Annotated in this window: 19 protein-coding genes; 15 read left to right on the plus strand and 4 right to left on the minus strand. The window is 66.3% G+C overall.

Going from position 1 to position 17,809, the window contains the following annotated elements; translation table 11 throughout:
• Positions 1-9: 9 nt before the first annotated feature.
• From folE to panC, 9 genes are all read left to right on the plus strand, one after another.
• On the plus strand, positions 10-654 hold the full coding sequence (folE, locus tag QFZ36_RS14585) for a GTP cyclohydrolase I FolE (RefSeq protein ID WP_306637627.1): 645 nt from the start codon (positions 10-12) through the stop codon (positions 652-654).
• A 10-nt stretch (positions 655-664) separates the two neighbouring features.
• Complete coding sequence (folP, locus tag QFZ36_RS14590; protein WP_306637628.1) at positions 665-1,585, plus strand: dihydropteroate synthase; 921 nt, start codon at positions 665-667, stop codon at positions 1,583-1,585.
• Positions 1,586-1,593: 8 nt separating this feature from the next.
• Positions 1,594-2,016 (plus strand): dihydroneopterin aldolase, encoded by a 423-nt coding sequence (folB, locus tag QFZ36_RS14595; RefSeq protein ID WP_306637630.1) that lies wholly within the window; start codon positions 1,594-1,596, stop codon positions 2,014-2,016.
• On the plus strand, positions 2,013-2,558 hold the full coding sequence (folK, locus tag QFZ36_RS14600) for a 2-amino-4-hydroxy-6-hydroxymethyldihydropteridine diphosphokinase (RefSeq protein ID WP_306637631.1): 546 nt from the start codon (positions 2,013-2,015) through the stop codon (positions 2,556-2,558). Before folB ends, folK begins: the two co-directional genes overlap by 4 nt.
• Positions 2,555-3,103, plus strand: a complete 549-nt coding sequence (locus tag QFZ36_RS14605; protein ID WP_306637632.1) for a DUF3180 domain-containing protein — start codon at positions 2,555-2,557, stop codon at positions 3,101-3,103. The genes folK and QFZ36_RS14605 overlap by 4 nt, the downstream gene beginning before the upstream one ends.
• On the plus strand, positions 3,084-3,596 hold the full coding sequence (locus QFZ36_RS14610; RefSeq protein ID WP_306637633.1) for a PH domain-containing protein: 513 nt from the start codon (positions 3,084-3,086) through the stop codon (positions 3,594-3,596). The genes QFZ36_RS14605 and QFZ36_RS14610 overlap by 20 nt, the downstream gene beginning before the upstream one ends.
• A gap of 215 nt (positions 3,597-3,811) precedes the next feature.
• Positions 3,812-5,449 (plus strand): PH domain-containing protein, encoded by a 1,638-nt coding sequence (locus QFZ36_RS14615; RefSeq protein WP_373427082.1) that lies wholly within the window; start codon positions 3,812-3,814, stop codon positions 5,447-5,449.
• Positions 5,442-6,335 carry a Rossmann-like and DUF2520 domain-containing protein gene (locus tag QFZ36_RS14620; RefSeq protein ID WP_306637634.1) on the plus strand — a complete coding sequence of 298 codons (894 nt, stop codon included), beginning with the start codon at positions 5,442-5,444 and terminating at the stop codon, positions 6,333-6,335. Before QFZ36_RS14615 ends, QFZ36_RS14620 begins: the two co-directional genes overlap by 8 nt.
• A 2-nt stretch (positions 6,336-6,337) precedes the next feature.
• On the plus strand, positions 6,338-7,255 hold the full coding sequence (gene panC, locus QFZ36_RS14625) for a pantoate--beta-alanine ligase (protein WP_306637635.1): 918 nt from the start codon (positions 6,338-6,340) through the stop codon (positions 7,253-7,255).
• Positions 7,256-7,349: 94 nt separating this feature from the next.
• On the opposite strand, the gene QFZ36_RS14630 is transcribed toward panC, so the two are convergent.
• Positions 7,350-7,616 carry a hypothetical protein gene (locus QFZ36_RS14630; RefSeq protein WP_306637636.1) on the minus strand — a complete coding sequence of 89 codons (267 nt, stop codon included), beginning with the start codon at positions 7,614-7,616 and terminating at the stop codon, positions 7,350-7,352.
• A gap of 113 nt (positions 7,617-7,729) precedes the next feature.
• Here QFZ36_RS14630 and QFZ36_RS14635 point away from each other — a divergent pair, with 113 nt between their 5' ends.
• Positions 7,730-8,401, plus strand: a complete 672-nt coding sequence (locus QFZ36_RS14635) for a TetR/AcrR family transcriptional regulator (RefSeq protein WP_373427047.1) — start codon at positions 7,730-7,732, stop codon at positions 8,399-8,401.
• A 97-nt stretch (positions 8,402-8,498) separates the two neighbouring features.
• Here QFZ36_RS14635 and QFZ36_RS14640 read toward each other — a convergent pair whose 3' ends face one another.
• Positions 8,499-10,205, minus strand: coding sequence for an HNH endonuclease signature motif containing protein (locus QFZ36_RS14640; protein ID WP_306637638.1), 1,707 nt, complete (start codon positions 10,203-10,205; stop codon positions 8,499-8,501).
• Positions 10,206-10,581: 376 nt separating this feature from the next.
• On the opposite strand from QFZ36_RS14640, the gene QFZ36_RS14645 reads away from it, so the two are divergent.
• Positions 10,582-11,148: a type 1 glutamine amidotransferase domain-containing protein gene (locus QFZ36_RS14645; RefSeq protein ID WP_306637639.1), complete on the plus strand. Its 567-nt coding sequence runs from the start codon at positions 10,582-10,584 to the stop codon at positions 11,146-11,148.
• A 127-nt stretch (positions 11,149-11,275) separates the two neighbouring features.
• Complete coding sequence (locus QFZ36_RS14650) at positions 11,276-12,751, plus strand: DHA2 family efflux MFS transporter permease subunit (protein WP_306637640.1); 1,476 nt, start codon at positions 11,276-11,278, stop codon at positions 12,749-12,751.
• 107 nt (positions 12,752-12,858) lie between these two features.
• On the opposite strand, the gene QFZ36_RS14655 is transcribed toward QFZ36_RS14650, so the two are convergent.
• Together QFZ36_RS14655 and QFZ36_RS14660 are read right to left on the minus strand one after the other, a co-directional pair.
• Entirely contained in the window at positions 12,859-13,695 is an 837-nt protein-coding gene (locus QFZ36_RS14655; RefSeq protein WP_306637641.1) for an alpha/beta fold hydrolase, read from the minus strand.
• A gap of 91 nt (positions 13,696-13,786) precedes the next feature.
• The gene (locus QFZ36_RS14660) at positions 13,787-14,458 is read right to left on the minus strand and encodes a TetR/AcrR family transcriptional regulator (RefSeq protein ID WP_306637642.1); all 672 of its coding nucleotides are present in this window, start codon (positions 14,456-14,458) and stop codon (positions 13,787-13,789) included.
• 221 nt (positions 14,459-14,679) lie between these two features.
• Between QFZ36_RS14660 and QFZ36_RS14665 the strand changes: the two genes are divergently transcribed.
• The 3 genes from QFZ36_RS14665 (at position 14,680) to QFZ36_RS14675 (ending at position 17,804) form a co-directional block, all read left to right on the plus strand.
• Positions 14,680-16,182 (plus strand): amino acid permease, encoded by a 1,503-nt coding sequence (locus QFZ36_RS14665; RefSeq protein ID WP_306637643.1) that lies wholly within the window; start codon positions 14,680-14,682, stop codon positions 16,180-16,182.
• A gap of 69 nt (positions 16,183-16,251) precedes the next feature.
• Entirely contained in the window at positions 16,252-17,130 is an 879-nt protein-coding gene (locus tag QFZ36_RS14670) for an urea amidolyase associated protein UAAP1 (protein ID WP_306637644.1), read from the plus strand.
• The gene (locus QFZ36_RS14675) at positions 17,127-17,804 is read left to right on the plus strand and encodes an urea amidolyase associated protein UAAP2 (protein ID WP_306637645.1); all 678 of its coding nucleotides are present in this window, start codon (positions 17,127-17,129) and stop codon (positions 17,802-17,804) included. The genes QFZ36_RS14670 and QFZ36_RS14675 overlap by 4 nt, the downstream gene beginning before the upstream one ends.
• Positions 17,805-17,809 lie beyond the last annotated feature (5 nt).

Consider the following 17,809-nt stretch of genomic DNA (forward strand, 5'->3'; position numbering starts at 1 on the left):
CTTTCTTACGTGAACCACTTCGACGACGACGACGTTCCCGCCTCCGCCGGATATCCGGCGGAGGGCGGCGCCCACCATTCAAAGCACCATAAAGTGGACCGGCCCCGGATCGAGGCAGCCGTCCGCGAGATTCTCCTGGCCATTGGAGAAGACCCGGACCGCGGCGGCCTCGTGGACACCCCCAAGCGGGTGGCCAAGGCCTACGCCGAGGTGTTTGCCGGGCTGCACCACGACCCCGCCGACGTCCTGTCCACCACCTTCGACCTCGACCATGAGGAACTGGTCCTGGTCAAGGACATCCCCTTCTACTCCACCTGCGAACACCACCTGGTGCCGTTCCACGGGGTGGCCCACGTGGGCTACATTCCCTCGCACGACGGAAAGGTGACCGGGCTGAGCAAGCTGGCCCGGCTCGTGGATATCTACGCCCGGCGTCCGCAGGTGCAGGAGCGCCTCACCACGGAGATCGTCGAAGCGATGGTCCGCCACCTCAAGCCCCGCGGCGCCATCGTCGTTGTTGAATGCGAACACATGTGCATGTCCATGCGCGGTATCCGCAAGCCCGGAGCGAAGACCGTCACCAGTGCGGTCCGCGGGCAGCTTCATGACCCGGCCACCCGTGCCGAAGCCATGAGCCTCATCCTCGGAAGGTAATCGACACACCATGGATTCACTCGCTGCAGCGCCGGGAACCGGCCCCGCAACCTCGCCACTGCCCGTCCTGCGCAAACCGCGCCCGGCAGCCCGCTTCGAAGACCTGCCCACCGACCGCACACTGGTCATGGGAATCGTCAACGTCACGCCCGATTCCTTCAGCGACGGCGGCCAGCACGCCACAGCGGACTCAGCCATCGCCGCCGGGCTGCGCATGTTCTACGCGGGAGCGGACATCATCGACGTCGGAGGCGAATCCACCCGCCCCGGCGCAGAAGACGTCAGCCCGGACGAGGAACAGCGGCGCGTGATCCCCGTGATCGAAGCATTGGTGAAGGCCGGCGCCCTGGTCAGCATCGACACCATCCACACCGCCACCGCCGCCGCCGCGCTGAACGCCGGCGCGGCCATCATCAACGACGTCTCCGGGCTCACCATGGAACCGGAAATGGCCGACCTCGCAGCGTCTTCCAAGGCCCCGTACATCCTCACCCACCGCCGCGGCGATGCGCGCACCATGAACTCCCTCGCGGAGTACAAGGACGTTGCCGGCGAAGTGGTTGCCGAGCTGGCCGGAGTGCGGGACAAGCTTTACGCCGCCGGCGTCAGCCCGGAGCGGATCATCATTGACCCGGGCCTGGGGTTCGCCAAGAACGACGCCCAGAACTGGGAGCTCCTGCAGAACCTGGACCAGCTGGACAGCCTGGGCCACAAGGTCCTGGTGGGCGCCTCCCGCAAGAGATTCCTCGGCACCCTCCTGACCGTTGCCGGGAAGACAGCCGCCCCCCAGGAACGCGATGACGCCACCGCGGCCATCACCGCCATCAGCGCCTACCGGGGCGCCTGGGCAGTCCGCGTGCACGACGTCGGCCCCAGCCTGGACGCCGTGAAAGTTGCCGCGCGCATGGCCGCCCCCAGAACCAGCCAGTAGGCCCAGCCATGGACAGGATTACGCTGACCGGTGTCACCGCCGTCGGCCATCACGGCGTCTTTGATTTTGAACGCCGCGAAGGCCAGCCCTTTGTTGTGGACGCGGTGCTGTACCTCGACTTTGCCCGGGCGGCGGAATCGGACGACGTCCGGGACACCGCGCACTACGGCGAGGTTGCACAGCGTATTACTGAATGGATTTCCGGTGAACCGCTGAACCTGATCGAGGCGCTGGCTGTACGGATCGCGGACAGCCTGCTCAGCGAATTCCGGCTCCAGGCCGTGGACGTCACCGTGCACAAGCCGCAGGCCCCCATCGAGGTGCCTTTCGGCGACGTGGCGGTCAGTGTGCACCGGGCCAGGAATGACGGGCGCAGGGCCAACGGGGATCAGGCCAACGGGGAGAGACCAGCGCAGGGGGAAGCCGCATGAACTCCGGGTATTCCAAGGCGGTGCTGGCCCTGGGCAGCAACCTTGGCGAGCGCAACGAGACACTGACCGAGGCCGTTGCGGACCTCGTGGATCCGCCCGAGATCCGCCTGCTCGCCGTTTCACCCGTTGTGCAGACCAAAGCTGTGGGTGGTCCGCCCGGCCAGCCGGACTTCCTGAACATGGTGATCACCATCGAAACCAGCCTCAGCCCGCAGGAACTGCTGGAACACTGCCAGTCGGTGGAAAACAAGCACCACCGCGTGCGGGAGGTGCGCTGGGGGCCGCGAACGCTCGACGTCGACATCATCACTTATGGCGACCTGCGCAGCGATGACCCTGTCCTCACCCTGCCGCATCCCCGTGCGGCCACCCGCGCCTTCGTCCTGTACCCCTGGTCGTTGATCGAGCCCGCTGCCACGCTGAACGGCGAACGCATCAGTACCCTTGCCACCCGCGCAGATGACTTCGGCGACCTTGCCCTGTTCGACGGCTTCGGCGACTTCGACGGCCTGCCCACCGCAGGAGCTGTGGAGGAGCGATGAAACCCCTCAACCCGTTGCGCCTGATGCTGATCGGCGTCATTCTGGCCGTAGCGGGCTGGTCCGCGACGGTGGTGACCGGCCGCTACGGCATGGGAACCCCCGTCCTGCCGGCCACCGCGCTGGCCACCATGGGCGTGATTGTGGCCATCACCCTGATCCTTGGCATCAGGATCCTGCGGTGGCGCAACAGCAACAAACCCAACAGCAACAAGAAAAAAACCCTGCTCGATCCGCTCCTGGCGGCCCGGACGCTGGTGCTCGCGCAGGCTTGCGCCTACGCGGGAACAGTCCTGCTGGGCTGGCATGTGGGGATTTTCCTGGACCAGCTGCGGATCTGGAGCCTGCGCAGCAACCAGGGCATTACCTGGCTGGCGCTGGCGATGGCGGGCGGCGGACTGGTGATGATCGTGGTGGGCCTGCTGGTGGAGCGGTTTTGCCGGATTCCGCCGGAGGACGGCGACGCGGACAGTGCAGACGGGAAGCCGGGCCGCCAGGTACGCGGCGAAGCCGCGGGGGAAGGCGAATATGCATACCGAGGCGATTGACCCGCCGGGAATCGCCTGGCACCGGGTGTCACCCAAATATGTCACAGTCCGGCTGGTGGAGTGGGCGCTGGCGAACCTCGTCACGGTGCTCCTGTTGTCCCTGCCCCTGGTGCTTGTCCTCCTGGATGCGTGGGCCTGGCCGCCGCTGTGGCTTGCAGTCACCGTGCCGTCGGCCGGGCTGGTGCTGGCCCTGTGGCGGCTGGTGTTGATTCCGCGGCAGGTCCGTGCCATCGGGTACGCCGAACGGGACGAGGACCTGCTGATCAGGACGGGCATCTTTTTCCAACGCACCATGGCCGTCCCTTACGGCCGCATGCAATACGTGGATATCGGCGTGGGCCCGGTGGAGCGCGGACTGGGCCTCTGCACCCTGAAACTCCACACCGCCTCACCGGGGACCCGCGCGCACATCCCCGGGCTGCCCGCGGCGGAAGGCGCACGCCTTCGTGAGCAGCTTGCGGCCCGCGGCGAAGCCAGGCTGGCTGGACTGTGACCGCAGAGGGACCGCTCCCGGAGCCTGGCGCTCCGCGCACTGACCCTGCCCCCGAAAGCGCCGCTCCCGCCGGTGTTCCGGGCAGTGTCCCCGCTGGTGTTCCGGGCACTGCGGCCGACGGCGCTCCAGGCGTCCCCGCTCGTGTTCCGGGCCCTGCTAGCGTTGCGGGCACTGCGGCTGGCGGCGAACCAGCTACCGCAGCCGACGGCGAATGGCTGCGGGTGCACCCGGCGTCGCCTTTTGTGCGTGGCTGGGTGGCCCTGGCAGCGATCGGCTTCTTCTTTGGCCGGGACGTTTTCGAGCGCGCACTGCAGGGCCGGCCCCTCACGGGCGACGAGTTCGCCGGCCGGGCACCATGGCTGCTGGCGGCGGGCGGCATCATGCTGATCATCGCGGTGCTTGGTTTTATCCTCACCTGGTACTTCACCAAGTACCAGGTGTCCGGAGGCTACGTCCGGGTCAACACCGGCTTCATTTTCCGCCAGCAGCGCCAGGCGCGGCTGGACCGGGTTCAGGCCATCGACATTGTGCAGCCCCTGCTGGCCCGGATCTTCGGCCTGGCTGAACTCAAGTTTGAGGTGGCAGACGCGGGGGAGTCCGCTGTACGCCTGGCCTACCTCACCATGGACGAAGCACGCCAACTCCGCGCCACCATCCTGGCCCGCGCGGCCGGTGTGGCCGTGGACCCGTCTTGCCCCGACGGGCCGGCACCCGAGGCGCCGGAATATCCGGTACTGGCGGTGCCGCCGTCGCGCCTTATCGGGTCCCTGCTGCTCAGCGAGCAAAGCGTTGTTGTGGTGCTCGGTGGTGCCGCATCCGTGGTTCTTTCCGCGGTCACCGAAAACCGGAGTTTCTACTTCTACCTGATTCCGGCTGCCCTGGGTCTGGCGGCCAGCTACTGGAACCTGTTCAACAAGGGCTACAACTTCACCGCAGCCATCTCTCCGGACGGCATCCGGCTGCGCTACGGGCTGCTGGACACCCAGGCGCAGACGCTTCCGCCGGGCCGGATCCAGGCCTTGAAAGTGGCCCAGCCTCCGTTATGGCGGGCGCTGGGCTGGTACCGCATCCAGGTCAATGTGGCCGGTTACGGCGGTATCGAGAACGCGGCGGAGGGTTCCGCGCGGACCACGCTCCTGCCCGTAGGCCGACTGGAGGACGTGATGGCGATCCTCGCACTGGTGCTTCCGGATCCAGGCACGCCTGATCCTGCGGTCGTCTTCGGCGCCGGGCTCCATGGCCTGGATTCCGACGGTGGCTTCATCACCACACCACGCAGCGCCCGCCTGCTGGCGCCGCTGGGATGGCGCCGGAACGGATTTGCCGCAACGGACACAGCTCTGCTGATCCGCTCCGGCCGCTGGTGGCGCGAGCTGATGATGGTGCCGCACCAGCGGACCCAGTCCATGGCACTGCACCAGGGCCCGCTGGCACGCCGCTTCGGAGTGGCCGACCTGGTGCTGCACACCACCGTGGGGCCTGTCTCCCCGCGGCTGCGGCAGGCCGGCGTCGAGCAGGCTCAGGCGCTTTTTGACGCCCAGTCCGCCCGCGCACGGCTTGCGCGGAAGCGGCAGACCACTGAGCAATGGCTGGCGCAAGTGGCACCACGCGAGCGCGTAGTTGAGTCTGAGCAGGTGGTTGAGCCTGGCCCTATGGTTGAGCCTGGCCGAGCGACTGAGCCTGGCCCTATGGTTGAGCCTGGCCGAGCGACTGAGCCTGAGCCAGTGGTTGAGCTTGGCCCGGTGTTCTGGCCGGAGCCTGTCGAAGGACCCCAGCCGGTCAGGAAGCATCTACCGGTGGTTGAGCCGGCCGAAACCCCAGTTCCCACGCAGAAAGGCCACCACCATGGCTAAGCCCGGACGCCTCGGCGTCGGAATCATCGGAGCGGGCAAGGTGGGCGCCGTGCTCGGCGCAGCGCTGCGTGCAGCTGAGCACGCCGTCGTCGGGGTTTCAGCTGTTTCCGATGCCAGCCGTGAACGTGCCGAGACGCTGCTGCCGGGCGTGCCGGTCCTGGAAGTCCAGGAAATTGTGGAACGCGCGGAGCTGGTGCTGCTGGCGGTGCCCGACGACGCTCTGCCCGGCCTGGTGGACGGACTGGCGAAGCTGGGTGCGTGGCAGCCGGGTCAGCTGGTTGCCCACACGTCGGGCCGCTTCGGAGTGGGAGTGCTGCGTCCCGTTCGTGCGGCCGGCGCTGTCCCGCTGGCACTGCATCCCGCGATGACTTTCACCGGGATGAGCCTGGACCTCACCCGCCTGCTGGACTGCACGTTCGGCGTCACCGCGGATGCCGCAATGCTGCCGATAGCGCAGGCGCTGGTGGTGGAAATGGGTGCGGAGCCGGTGGTCGTTGCCGAGGCGGACCGGACGCTCTATCACGCAGCCCTGGCGCACGGTTCAAACCATCTGGTAACCCTGGTGGCGCAGGCTTCCGAGCTGCTGCGCGATGTGGGAGTGGAGGCGCCCGAGCGGATGCTGGGTCCGCTGCTGCGGGCAACCCTTGAGAACGCGCTGGCGTCAGGCGAGTCCGCCCTCACCGGGCCGGTGGCCCGCGGCGACGTGGGAACTGTGAAAGCCCACGCGGAGGCATTGCGGGAGTTCGACGGCGGCAGGCAGGGCGATGTGCTCGCAGCGTACCTTGCGATGGCGCGCGCCACAGCCCTCCGCGCCGAGGGGCGCGGGCTGCTGAAACCCGACCAGCTGGGGGAATTGCGCACGGCCCTGGAACCGGAGGAAGACTGAAGATGCCCATCGAACTCGCCACAACCGTTGCCGACCTGCATGCCGAGAGCGCCCGGCTACTCACATTGAAGCGCGGAACCTCCCAAGGCCTGGTGCCCACCATGGGCGCTCTGCATGAGGGGCATGCGGCACTGGCCCGGACCGCCGTCGAGCAGAACGACGTGGTGGTGGCCACCATTTTCGTTAACCCGCTGCAGTTCGGCGACGCCACGGACCTGGACCGTTATCCGCGGACTCTGGACGCCGACCTCGCCTTGCTGGAAGCGCAGGGAGTGGACCTGGCCTTTGCACCGTCCGTGGAGGAGGTGTATCCCGCCGGCGCACCGCTGGTGCGCGTCACGTCCGGAACGCTGGGGGAGAAGTGGGAGGGAGCGTCCCGGCCAGGCCATTTTGACGGTGCCCTGACAGTGGTGGCCAAGCTGCTGCACTACGGAATCCCCGGCGCCGGGCTGACCGCTGGTGAGGGGGCGCAGGGCGGACTGCCGTCATACCGGGCCTACTTCGGCCAGAAGGACGCCCAGCAATTGGCACTGGTCCGGCGGATGGTGGCTGACCTGAACTTCCCGGTCGAAATTGTCGGCGTGCCCACGGTACGGTCAGCCGACGGGCTGGCGCTCTCCAGCCGCAACCGCTTCCTGTCCGACGACGAGCGGGAGGCCGCGCTGGTGCTGTCTCGGGCGTTGAGGCTGCTTGAGGAGCGGGCAAACGCGCGGGAACCGCTGGACCTTGAGTCTGCACAGGCAATGGTGGAGTCCCAGCCGCTGGTGTCGTTGGACTACTTCGATGTGGTGGATCCGGCCACCTTGGAGCCACTGGCCGAGAACTGCCGGGAGACCCCGTTCCGGGGCGAGGCGTTGGCACTCGTCGCGGCCAAGGTGGGGCCTGTGCGGCTGATCGACAACGTCCCCCTGAGCTCCTAGCTGCTTTTGCCGGCTCCTGTCGGTTCCTGTCGGTCTCGGGAGCCCTTCCCGTCGCGGGGCCAGCTCGGCCGGAATTTGCGGGCGGGTGCTTGGGCTAGATGCCGGGCCTGCCCCGGCTGGTCATCAACTGTTCCAGGAGCGCGCGTTCGGGCATGCCCGGGTTCCTGGCAACGCAGCGGCGGAGCCTGGCCCTGGCAAGCTCTTCGCCCGGTTCGTTACTGCAGAGCACCTCGTCGATGATCTCTTGGGCCTGCCACCGCAGTGACTCGATGGCGAACTCCCTGATCTCAGCCGGAGTATCGCTCGTCATCCACGGATCGGGATCCGACGGCAAGCTTTGGAATATCCGCTCTGCTGACATAGGGGCCTCCTTGCACTGATCCGACTACGGCGTCGTAAGAACTGCGCGTAGGAAAAACACTACAGCGGGGCAGACCGGTCTGTCTTCCCCTGCGGCGGTAAACTGGGGTTGTAATGATTCCAGAAGCGGAGTATCCAGCGGCCAGTGCGCGTGTCCACGCACCGTCAGCAGAGCCTTCGGCGGCAGCTCCCGTGCCTATTGTCAGCGAAGCGCCCGTGCCGGAGAGTGCTGCCGCCAAATCGGTCGGCAGGATAATGGCCGTAGCCTATGAACTTTTCTCGCGACGCGGTGTTCGGGATGTTGGCGTCAACGAACTGATTGAGCGGTCCGGGGTAGCAAAAGCCACCTTCTATCGTCATTTCCCCTCCAAGGATTCCCTTGTCCTGGCTTTCCTCGAGCAGCGGGACAAGCAGTGGACTGTGGATGCAATCGTCTCCGAAGCCCGGCGCCGGGGAAACACGCCCGACGAGCAGCTGTTGGCCATTTTCGACGTCTTCGGGGACTGGTTCCTGCGCGAGGACTTCGAGGCATGCTCCTTCATCAACGTCCTGCTGGAAATGGGCCCGGCCCATCCGCTCGGCCAGGCAAGCATCGACTACCTCGCGAAAATCCGGGGACACGTCCAGGCTCTAGCTGAAGAGGCCGGGCTCCAGCGGCCCGATGAGTTCGCCCGGTCCTGGCACATCCTGATGAAGGGTTCCATCATCTCCGCCACCGAAGGCGACATGCAGGCCGCCAAACGCGCCCAAGAGATGGCCGGCTGGCTGATCGAGCACCACCGCTGAAGTCCCACCTCGTGGTTGAGCCTGCCGCAACCTGGCCGTGGGACAAGCCTCCTCTGGTGGTTGAGCCTGTCGAAACCCGGCCGTGGGACAGGCCTCCTCAGCCGGTTAACAACTCCATAAGGGCGTGTTCGAACGGGCTTTTATCGGAAGGCTGGTAATTGGATATTTCGGCGTGCAGGAGTCCGGGTGGCCATTGTGGTGGTTCCGGGTCGGGTTGTTCGGGTTTGTAGTGTCGGCCGGTGGGTGAGGTCCAGCCGGGTGGTTCGTTGTGGGTTGCTGGGGTGGGTTCCCAAGGGCTGTTGTGTTTGAGGCGGTGGTGTTTCGGGCAGAGCTGTGCCAGGTTGCTGATCCCCGTATGTCCGCCGTGTTGCCAGGCTTGAAGGTGGTCGGTGTCGTTGTCCAAGGTCCGGTTGTTACAGCCGGGGAAGGTGCATTTGCCGTCCCTGAGCTGCAGGGCTTTTTTCATGGCTTTGGTGAGGCGGTAGCTGGTGCGTCCGATTTCCAGTGGTGCCCCGTCCCGGGGGTCGACGAGCACCCGGTAGAAGGAGCTGGCCCCGTCGGTGACGAGCTTGCGGGCCATGGAGACAGGGATGGGACCGTAGCCGTCCAGGGTTGCGGGTTCGTCGGTGAGGCCGAGGAGCGCGAACACGGGGACGGTGATGAGGACGTCCACCTTTGGCATGGGGACGTTGCCGAGATCCGCGTAGCCGTTGCCGCCGGCGTTCTCGTACTCGGCGGTGGCCGGAGCCTGGTGGTCGGTGGTGGCGGTAGCGGCCGCGGTAATCGAGTCATCGAGGTCAGACGGGGTCAGCGAGGCCAGCCCGATCGTGTCCTGGTCGTCGTCGTGGGTTCTTACCGCGTTACCTTGACCCGGGTTGCCTTGACCCGGGTTGCGTTGACTCGTGTTTCCTTGGCCTGTGGTGTTTTGTCCTGTGCTGATTCCGGCGGTGCTGGTTCCGGCGGTGCGGGTGAGGGCTGGGCCGGCGCTGAGAAGCAGGCCGGCGGCGATGTCGGGCCGGAGTTGTGTCATTGACCGGGGCTCATCCGGGCCTTGCAGGCCGCGGGCGAGGGCGGTGGTGCGGTTCCAGATGGCTGAGGCCTGGTGTGCGGGGATGTAGAGGGAGAGCCAGGCCATGCCGTCGCGGTCCGGGGTGCATTCCATCCGCCGGTCGGCGGCGCTTTTGGTGTGGCGTTTTTCGAGGGATTCGGGGTGGTGGCGTTCGCGCCAGTTACGGACTCTGGTCCGGAACCGTGACGGTACGAGTTCGCCGGCGGCGGCTCCGCGGGTGGGGTTGGGGTCCAGGACGTGGGCTACGAGGGCGGCCGCGCCGGCAGGGCCGAGGCCTTCGGTTTCGTCGGCGATGATTTTGGCGTGCTGCCAGGAGATGGCCCCGGCGAAGAGGGCGTCCATGGCGGGTGGCAGGGAGGTGAGGTGGCGGGATTGGGTGACGAGTGCTCCGGCGGCGGGGGAGCTGATGGTCAGGACGCCGGCGATTTCCTCAACTGCGGACATCTCCGCGTAGGTCCGTTCCTGTACGGACGCTTCGGGCGGGGTCATCGCGTGCTGGATTTCGATGGCCTCGGCGGCATCCCGCGCCTTCACGGCGGCGAGCTGGGCTTCGACCTGCTTCACGCCCGCCATCCGCTCCAGCCGGATCTCATACTGCCGCTGCAGGACATCCATCTCAGCCCCGGTACTGGCGCCGGTAGTCAGGGCGGCATCCTCAACGAACAGCGCATCAAGGCCAGCGATGGAGGCATGAATGCCGTCCATCGCTGCCACTGTGCCCGCGCCGTTTCCCATAGAAGCATCATCTATCGAGGCACTGACATTTTTTGAGGTTGCGACTGATGGACGAACCGGCGCAGCAGGAAACAGCGATGCCGCACTTACAGCCCCGCCTGCCGGATCCATTTCCATACGAAAATCATCCATCGAGGCACTGACATTCTTCGTTCCAGCCAAACAAAGCCAGCCATGGGTGGGGAGGCAAAAGTGCCTTGCCGCCGTCGTAACGGTCCTCCCTTCCCGGCCCTAAAAGAGGATGCACGCAAAAGATAGTCAGCTTGCTTATCACTTTCGGTTTTCCTACGCTGGAAGCTGTCAGGCAAACAACTCTCGAAGCAGTATTCTGCGCCCTCAATAACGCGCGGAACGCTGCCTCATATGAGGAGGAAAAATGGCAGAAAACAGCATTGCAGGCAAGAAGGTCGCATTCCTGCTGACGGACGGCGTGGAGCAGATTGAACTGACCAGCCCATGGCAGGCAGTGAAAGAGGCCGGCGGCCAGCCCACCCTGGTGGCACCCAAGAGCGGAAAGCTGCAGGGTTTCGAGGGTACAGAAAAGGGCGACACGTTCGACGTCGACCTCACCGTGGCCGAGGCGAATGCCGGCGACTTTGACGCCCTGGTGCTGCCTGGCGGCGTCGTTAACGCCGACCACCTCCGGGTGGACAAGGACGCCCAGGCCTTCACCAGAAGCTTCTTTGAACAGCACAAGCCGGTCGCCTCCATCTGCCACGGACCGTGGCTGCTCATCGAGGCCGGCGTGGTGCGCGGGCGGAACGTCACTTCCTATCACACGCTGCAGACGGACCTGAAGAATGCGGGCGCCAACTGGACCGACGAGGAAGTAGTGGTGGACCAGGGCCTCGTCACCAGCCGCAACCCGGATGATCTTCCGGCCTTTAACAGCAAGCTGGTCGAGGAAATCTCGGAGGGCCAGCACGCCGGCCAGACAGCCTAAACCCCCTTTGTTCCCTCAGGGTTAAGGAAAAAATACCGTGCGGAGGAATTACTCCAGCCGGTAGAGTGTTGGAGTCTGCAGCGACGCCGATCGCGCACCTTTCAAACAACTCCCTGAGGGAACACCCATGTCTACCGAAGTCTCTCCGAACCCCAGCGGCAAGCCCGTCCAAACCGAAGGGACCAAGCCCGCCGCGCCGGAGAAGATGTCCCGCGAATCGGTGACAGTCATCAGCACGCTGCTGGTGGCGACCTTTGTGGTGATCCTCAACGAGACCATCATGAACGTCGCCCTGCAGCGGCTCATGGTGGACCTCCAGGTGGACGCACCCACCGTCCAGTGGCTCTCCACCGGATTTATGCTCACCATGGCCGTGGTCATTCCCACCACCGGCTTCATCCTGCAGACCCTGTCCACCCGCGCAGTATTTATGCTCGCAATGGGTCTTTTCGCAGGCGGCACCGCACTTGCCGCAGTGGCTCCGGGCTTCGAGATCCTGCTGCTGGCGCGCATTGTCCAGGCCGGCGGGACGGCCATCATGCTGCCCCTGCTGATGACCACCATCCTCACGCTGGTTCCGCTGGCCAAGCGCGGCGCCGTGATGGGCAACGTCAGCATCGCGATTTCCGTGGCACCCGCCATGGGCCCCACGGTTTCCGGGCTGATCCTTGAGCACTTCACCTGGCGGTTCATGTTTGTGTTCGTCCTCCCGGTCGCCCTCGCGGCCCTTGCCATCGGTGCCAAGTACCTGACCAACGTGGGCGAGACGGAGAAGGCCAAGCTTGACGCCCTTTCCGTGATCCTCACCGTCCCGGCTTTCGGCGGCCTGGTCTACGGACTGAGCCAGATCGGCGGAGGCCACGGCGGCCAGGCCGGTCCGAGTGTTCCCGCGATCGCCGCACTGGTGATCGGCGTCGCCAGCCTCACCGTCTTTGTCCTTCGGCAGGTCCGCCTGCAGAAGGCCGACGCTCCGCTGCTGGACCTCCGCGCCTTCAATATCCGAATGTTCACCGTATCGGTCCTGCTGATGGTGGTGGCCATGATGGCCCTGTTCGGCGGCGTCATCCTGCTGCCCTTGTACCTGCAGGAAGTCCGCGGCCTGGGCTCCTTGGAGACAGGTCTCGCGCTGCTGCCCGGCGGCCTGGCGATGGGCCTGCTGGGCCCCGTTATCGGCCGGTTGTTCGACAAGGTTGGACCGCTGCCACTCACCGTCACCGGTTCAGTCCTGATGGTGGTGACCCTCTGGCAGTTTTCAATGCTCGACGCCGGCACGTCCGTCGCGTGGATCATTACACTTCACGTGGGGCTGAGTTTCGGCCTGGCCCTGCTGTTCACCCCGGCGTTCACCACCGGCCTGAACCCGCTTCCGCCCCACCTTTACTCGCACGGCTCCGCGATCATGAGCACCACCCAGCAGGTTGCCGGTGCCGCCGGTACTGCGCTGCTCGTGTCCATCTTCGCCGTGGTCTCTGCGGCGTCCGGCCTCGTTGCGGGGATGAGCGCGGCCTTCCTGACAGCGACTGTCATAGCCTTCGCCGCCGTCGTACTCTCCGCCATGATGCGCAAAACCGAAGGTGCCGGGCCGGGTCACGGGGGCCACTAGGCTTTGGGTGATCGAGCCTGTCGAGGCCCTTGGGTTTCGACGGGCTCAACCACCGGGTCGACGGGCTCAACCAGAGAATTAGACAGGCTCAAGCACCGGGGGACGGGTCAGCCGGCGTAGAAGTCCGCGAGTTCCTTGATCAGCTTGTCCGGAGCCTTGATGACGCCGTCGTGGCCGAAGCCGGGCAGGATGGTGTAGCTGGAGCCGGAGAGGACGTCGTGGATCTGGCCGCATGCCACCCCGAAGTACGCCGGGCTCTTTTCGCCCACCACGATCAGTGTTTCCAGCGGCAGTTCCAGGAACGGCTCTGCCGGCATGTCCGCGGCGATGATCGCCTTGATCTCACGAACACCGGTGCGCATCAGTTCGCGCTGCTGCTTGCCCTCTGACGTGCCGGCGGTGAGCTTGTTGGCCAGGGTCAGCATGGCGAGCGGCATCCTGGACGAGAAGGCGCCGCCGGCTTCGAGTCCGCGCTGCAGGACGGCGAGGGCGCGGTCGTCGTCCCCGGCCGCAATGGCGCGCTCGTATTCGGTAGTCCAGTCCGCCTTAACGCTGTGGTTTACGGAAACCGCGGGATCGTAGACGGCGAGCCGTTCCACCGGCAGGGTCCGTGCCGCGTGGAGCGCAACGGCCCCGCCGAAGCTGTGCCCGAAGACATCCGTGCTTGAGGTGTGCTTCATGACGGTGTCGAGGTCGCGGATGTCCACGTCCAGGGTGTAATCCTCCGGCTGCGGGGATGACGAGCCACGGCCGCGGCGGTTGAACGTGTGCACCGGGCGGCCCAGGGCGGCGCTGAGCTTCTGCGCGAACTTGGTGTAATCCGCGGCCGTCACCAGGGACGGCGGGACAACCACTACGCCTGAACCGGCGGAAGCCAGTTCCGTACCGGTGGAAAAGAGCTCCAGAGTGCCGCCGTCGGGGGTCCTGATGTTCTCGCGCGTCATGTTCCGAGCCTAGCCGAGCAACCTGAACGCGGGCACCATGGACACTACGGGCTGCCCGGGCAGTAGCGAGCAGGGACAGTGAGTGTGCCCGTCAGCCGAGGCGTTGGATGAGCGCCGCGCTCTGCTCCCGGATCGCCGGCAGCTCAGTACCCAGCCCGCAAAGAATGAGCCCGGCATCCGCGGCCTGCAGCGGAGAGGCCGAGGTGGCCAAGCCGTCTGCCCGCAGATTGATCAGGGATTCGACCAGGCGGAAAGCCAGGTCCCCCGGGTTGGCTCCAATAGCGGCCGCAGTGCCCGCAGGGGACAGGGCCCGGCCGAGCTCCCCGTACACATTGCGCAGCTCCTGCCGGTCGGCCAGGAACCGTTCGAAGCGCCCGCTGCGCGCCTCGGGCAGGTGGTACAGGACGCCGAGGTTCCAACGGGCACTGCACAATTGCGTTCCGTCATAAAGGGCGACGGCGTGAAGGCGGCTCCCAGCCGGAACTTCCCTTACGGGCAGGGCAGCCACTGCCCGGGCGAACGCCAGCCCGCCGGACACGGTGCCCTCAAGGAGGTCCTCGAGGATGTCGTCCTTGGTCTTGAAGTGGTGGTACAGCGAGGACTGCCTGATCCCCACGGAATCAGCGATGGAGCGGGTTGAGGTGTTGGCGAACCCTTGGGTGGTGAAGAGTTCAGCAGCCGCATCCAGGATCTCCTCCCGGGCGGTGGCCCCTGGCCTGGAGGGTTGTTGGCTGCGAGGGCGTCCCGGTCCGGCTGAAGTCACCGCTTCATTCTTGCACCATCGTTAGAGCGCATTTGAGCGCCGCGGGAACGGTGAGGGGACGGAAATACACCGGAAACAAGATGTCTATGCGCCTTTTACAGGGGTGAAACTGTTTGGGGACATCGCGCTGGAAAACTATCAATTGACCGGTATTCCGCAGCCATCGGCCGAGGGCTGCATTACCGCCGGCCCCCTCGCCGTTCCAGCCCCCGGAGAATCCGATGACCTCAACCGTTCTTCCCACCGTCCACACGGACGATGCAGATTTGACGTCCCTTGGCTACGAGCCCACCCTCCACCGGAAACTGGGCCGCTACGCTTCCTTTGCCGCCGGCTTTTCCTTCGTCTCCATCCTCACCACCATCTTCCAGCTGTTCGCCTTCGGCTACTCCTTCGCGGGACCGGCCTTCTTCTGGACCTGGCCGGTAGTGCTGGTGGGCCAGCTCCTCGTGGCCCTGAACTTCGCCGAACTCGCTGCCCGCTATCCGTTGTCCGGAGCCGTGTACCAGTGGGCGCGGCGGGTTGGCGGCGAGGGCGTGGGCTGGTTTGCCGGCTGGTTCATGGCGATCGCCCAGGTGGTCACGGCCGCGGCCGCCGCCATCGCCCTGCAGGTGGTGCTGCCCCAGCTGTGGGACGGCTTCCAGCTCGTGGGCGGAGACCCCGCGCTCAACACGGTGACGGGAGCTGCCAACGCGGTGATCCTGGGTGCCGTCCTCCTGGTGGCCACCACCATCATCAACTCATTAGGCGTCAAGCTCATGGCCCACGTGAACTCGGTGGGCGTCACCTGTGAAATCGTCGGAGTCGCAGCCGTCATCCTGGCCCTCATCAGCGCCGCCCAGCGCGGACCGGACGTTGTTGCGGACACCACCGTGCTCCAGAATTCCGAGCTCGGCTCCGTGGGAGCATTCCTGGTCTCCGGGCTGATGGCCGCTTACGTCATGGTGGGCTTCAACTCCGCCGGTGAACTCTCCGAAGAAACCAAGGACCCGCGCCGGACCGCTCCCCGCACCATCCTCTCCGCCCTGCTCATCTCCGGAATCGGCGGCGCGCTGATGATCATCACCGCACTGATGGCCGCACCAAGCCTCGACGACGGCCGGCTCGCCACCGAAGGTCTGCCCTACGTCCTCACCGCCGTCCTGGGCACCTTCTGGGGCAAGGTCCTGCTGGTGGATGTAGCCATCGCCATCTTCGTGTGCACCCTGGCCATCCAGACCGCCGGTTCACGCCTGGTCTTCTCCATGGCCCGCGACGGCAAACTTCCCGCCTCGGCACTGCTGTCCTCCGTCCACCCCACCCGCGGAACGCCCATGTGGCCCTCGATTGTCATCGGCGCCCTGGCCGTCGGAGTACTCGCCATCAACGTGGGTAACGCGGCCCTGTTCACCACCCTCTGCAGCGTCTGCATCGTGATGGTCTACCTCGCCTACCTCCTGGTGACCGTGCCCCAGCTCCTCAACCGCCTCCGCGGCGACTGGAACCAGGTGGGGCAGACCCTTCCGGCGGGACTCTTTTCACTCGGACGCTGGGGCCTGCCCGTCAACATCCTGGCCGTCCTCTACGGAGCCGTGATGGTGGTCAACCTCGCTTGGCCGCGGCCCGAGGTTTACGACCCCAGCGGCGAAAACCCCGTCCTGCTCTACTCCGCACCGCTCATGGTGGCAGTGGTCCTGCTCCTCGGAGTCTGGGTCCGGCGCCGGAACCTGGCAACCAAGGCCTGAGCGCCCGCACCAGAGCCCGCAACAACATCGGCGCGAACCAACAGCGCTTCCGAACAACACAGGATTGACATGACACAAGTAACCGATCGCCCAGCAGGTACAGCAACTACCGCAGGCGCCCGTGCCCACGCCAGGGAGCAGCACGGCAGGACCGTCGACAACATGCGGTACGTGCCGGCCGCCTCTGCCCCGGCACGCCTGACCGCCGGCCTCAGCGACGGCGCCATGGGCAAGCTCACCTGGGCTGAATCCCTGGCCTTTGGCCGCTACACCACGCTGGCCCTGGCCCGCGGCACCCGGATCAGGCTCACCGACACCTCCGGCGATGCCTGCGTGCACGCCCTCCTCTACCGCGCCGAAGCGCTCCACGAGCGCCTCAACGTCGCTGATACCGTCAAGGTCCCCTGGCAGGCCTACCCCACCACCGGCCACCCATTGCTTTCCGACGCCGGCCGCCTGATGGCCACGATCGCCGCCGATACGTCCGCCCGCCACGACGCCCTGACCGGCGCCACCACGCTTGAGAGCAACACGGCAAAGTACGGTGCCGGAACCGCCCATAGTGCGTCCCCGGCCGCCCGCGAACTGCTCACCCTCGGAGCGCTGAAGAACGGGCTGGGACCGCGCGATGTCGCCCCGTCCCTCTCCCTCTTCAAGGGCATCACCGTGGACCCTGCCGGAAGCATCACCTTCACCGGGAGCGCCGGGCCGGGTGCCGCCGTCGAACTTCTCCTCCAGATGGATGCGGTGCTGGTCCTTGCCAACACCGCGCACCCGCTGGACCCCCGCCCGGATTTCACTGGCACCGCCGTGGACATCGTTGCCTGGTACGCCCCGCAGGACCTGGCAGCGCTGGAAGCCGGCAGCCTCACCGGCCCACTGCCGCCCGAACACCAGCAGGCACTGCGCAACACCGACCACGACCTGACCGCGAGGAACGCCCGATGAACACCGCCATCCACACTGAAACCATCGCGGCGGCCCGCGACATCGCCTTCGCACCCGGCGACGTGGTGCTTGACGAATTCGTCGAGGCCCGCGGCCCCTGGTCCGCCGTCGTGGCCGCCGGCGATGTGCTGACCATCGTGGACCTCGAAGGCAACCAGGCCGTGGACTGCCTGCTGTACGCCGCGGGGGACACCGCCGTGCGCTACTCCGCCGCCGTCACCATCGCGCGGCAGCAGTCGATTGTCCTCACCACGGGATCCGTGCTGAGGGCGGACACCGGGGCGCCCCTGATGACCGTCGTCGCGGACGAGGTAGGGGTCCACGACACCATCGGCGGCGCCTGCTCGCAGGAATCCAACACCCTCCGCTACGGCCAGCACACCCGGGAACAGCACGCCTGCGTGGAGAACTTCCTGATCGAGGGCTCGCGCTGGGGCCTAGGCAAGCGGGACCTGGTGTCCAACATCAACTGGTTCATGAACGTCCCCGTGGATCCGGACGGTGCCCTGGGAATCGTGGACGGCCTGTCCGCTCCCGGCAAGCGGGTGGCCCTGCGGGCCGAGGTGGACACCCTGGTGCTCGTCTCCAACTGCCCCCAGATCAACAACCCCTGCAACGGCTTCAACCCCACCCCCGTCCGCATGATCGTCACCCGGCCGGAGGCTGCACTGTGAACAAC

The sequence above is a fragment of the Pseudarthrobacter siccitolerans genome (genome assembly GCF_030823375.1).
GTDB lineage: Bacteria > Actinomycetota > Actinomycetes > Actinomycetales > Micrococcaceae > Arthrobacter > Arthrobacter siccitolerans_A.

Bases quoted from the DNA above. Each gene is read 5' to 3' on its own strand.
- folP (WP_306637628.1), top strand. From the start codon at position 665: ATGGATTCACTCGCTGCAGCGCCGGGAACCGGCCCCGCAACCTCGCCA.
- folB (WP_306637630.1), top strand. From the start codon at position 1,594: ATGGACAGGATTACGCTGACCGGTGTCACCGCCGTCGGCCATCACGGC.
- folK (WP_306637631.1), top strand. From the start codon at position 2,013: ATGAACTCCGGGTATTCCAAGGCGGTGCTGGCCCTGGGCAGCAACCTT.
- QFZ36_RS14605 (WP_306637632.1), top strand. From the start codon at position 2,555: ATGAAACCCCTCAACCCGTTGCGCCTGATGCTGATCGGCGTCATTCTG.
- QFZ36_RS14610 (WP_306637633.1), top strand. From the start codon at position 3,084: ATGCATACCGAGGCGATTGACCCGCCGGGAATCGCCTGGCACCGGGTG.
- QFZ36_RS14620 (WP_306637634.1), top strand. From the start codon at position 5,442: ATGGCTAAGCCCGGACGCCTCGGCGTCGGAATCATCGGAGCGGGCAAG.
- panC (WP_306637635.1), top strand. From the start codon at position 6,338: ATGCCCATCGAACTCGCCACAACCGTTGCCGACCTGCATGCCGAGAGC.
- QFZ36_RS14630 (WP_306637636.1), bottom strand. From the start codon at position 7,616: ATGTCAGCAGAGCGGATATTCCAAAGCTTGCCGTCGGATCCCGATCCG.
- QFZ36_RS14635 (WP_373427047.1), top strand. From the start codon at position 7,730: ATGATTCCAGAAGCGGAGTATCCAGCGGCCAGTGCGCGTGTCCACGCA.
- QFZ36_RS14640 (WP_306637638.1), bottom strand. From the start codon at position 10,205: ATGGGAAACGGCGCGGGCACAGTGGCAGCGATGGACGGCATTCATGCC.
- QFZ36_RS14645 (WP_306637639.1), top strand. From the start codon at position 10,582: ATGGCAGAAAACAGCATTGCAGGCAAGAAGGTCGCATTCCTGCTGACG.
- QFZ36_RS14650 (WP_306637640.1), top strand. From the start codon at position 11,276: ATGTCTACCGAAGTCTCTCCGAACCCCAGCGGCAAGCCCGTCCAAACC.
- QFZ36_RS14655 (WP_306637641.1), bottom strand. From the start codon at position 13,695: ATGACGCGCGAGAACATCAGGACCCCCGACGGCGGCACTCTGGAGCTC.
- QFZ36_RS14665 (WP_306637643.1), top strand. From the start codon at position 14,680: ATGACCTCAACCGTTCTTCCCACCGTCCACACGGACGATGCAGATTTG.
- QFZ36_RS14670 (WP_306637644.1), top strand. From the start codon at position 16,252: ATGACACAAGTAACCGATCGCCCAGCAGGTACAGCAACTACCGCAGGC.
- QFZ36_RS14675 (WP_306637645.1), top strand. From the start codon at position 17,127: ATGAACACCGCCATCCACACTGAAACCATCGCGGCGGCCCGCGACATC.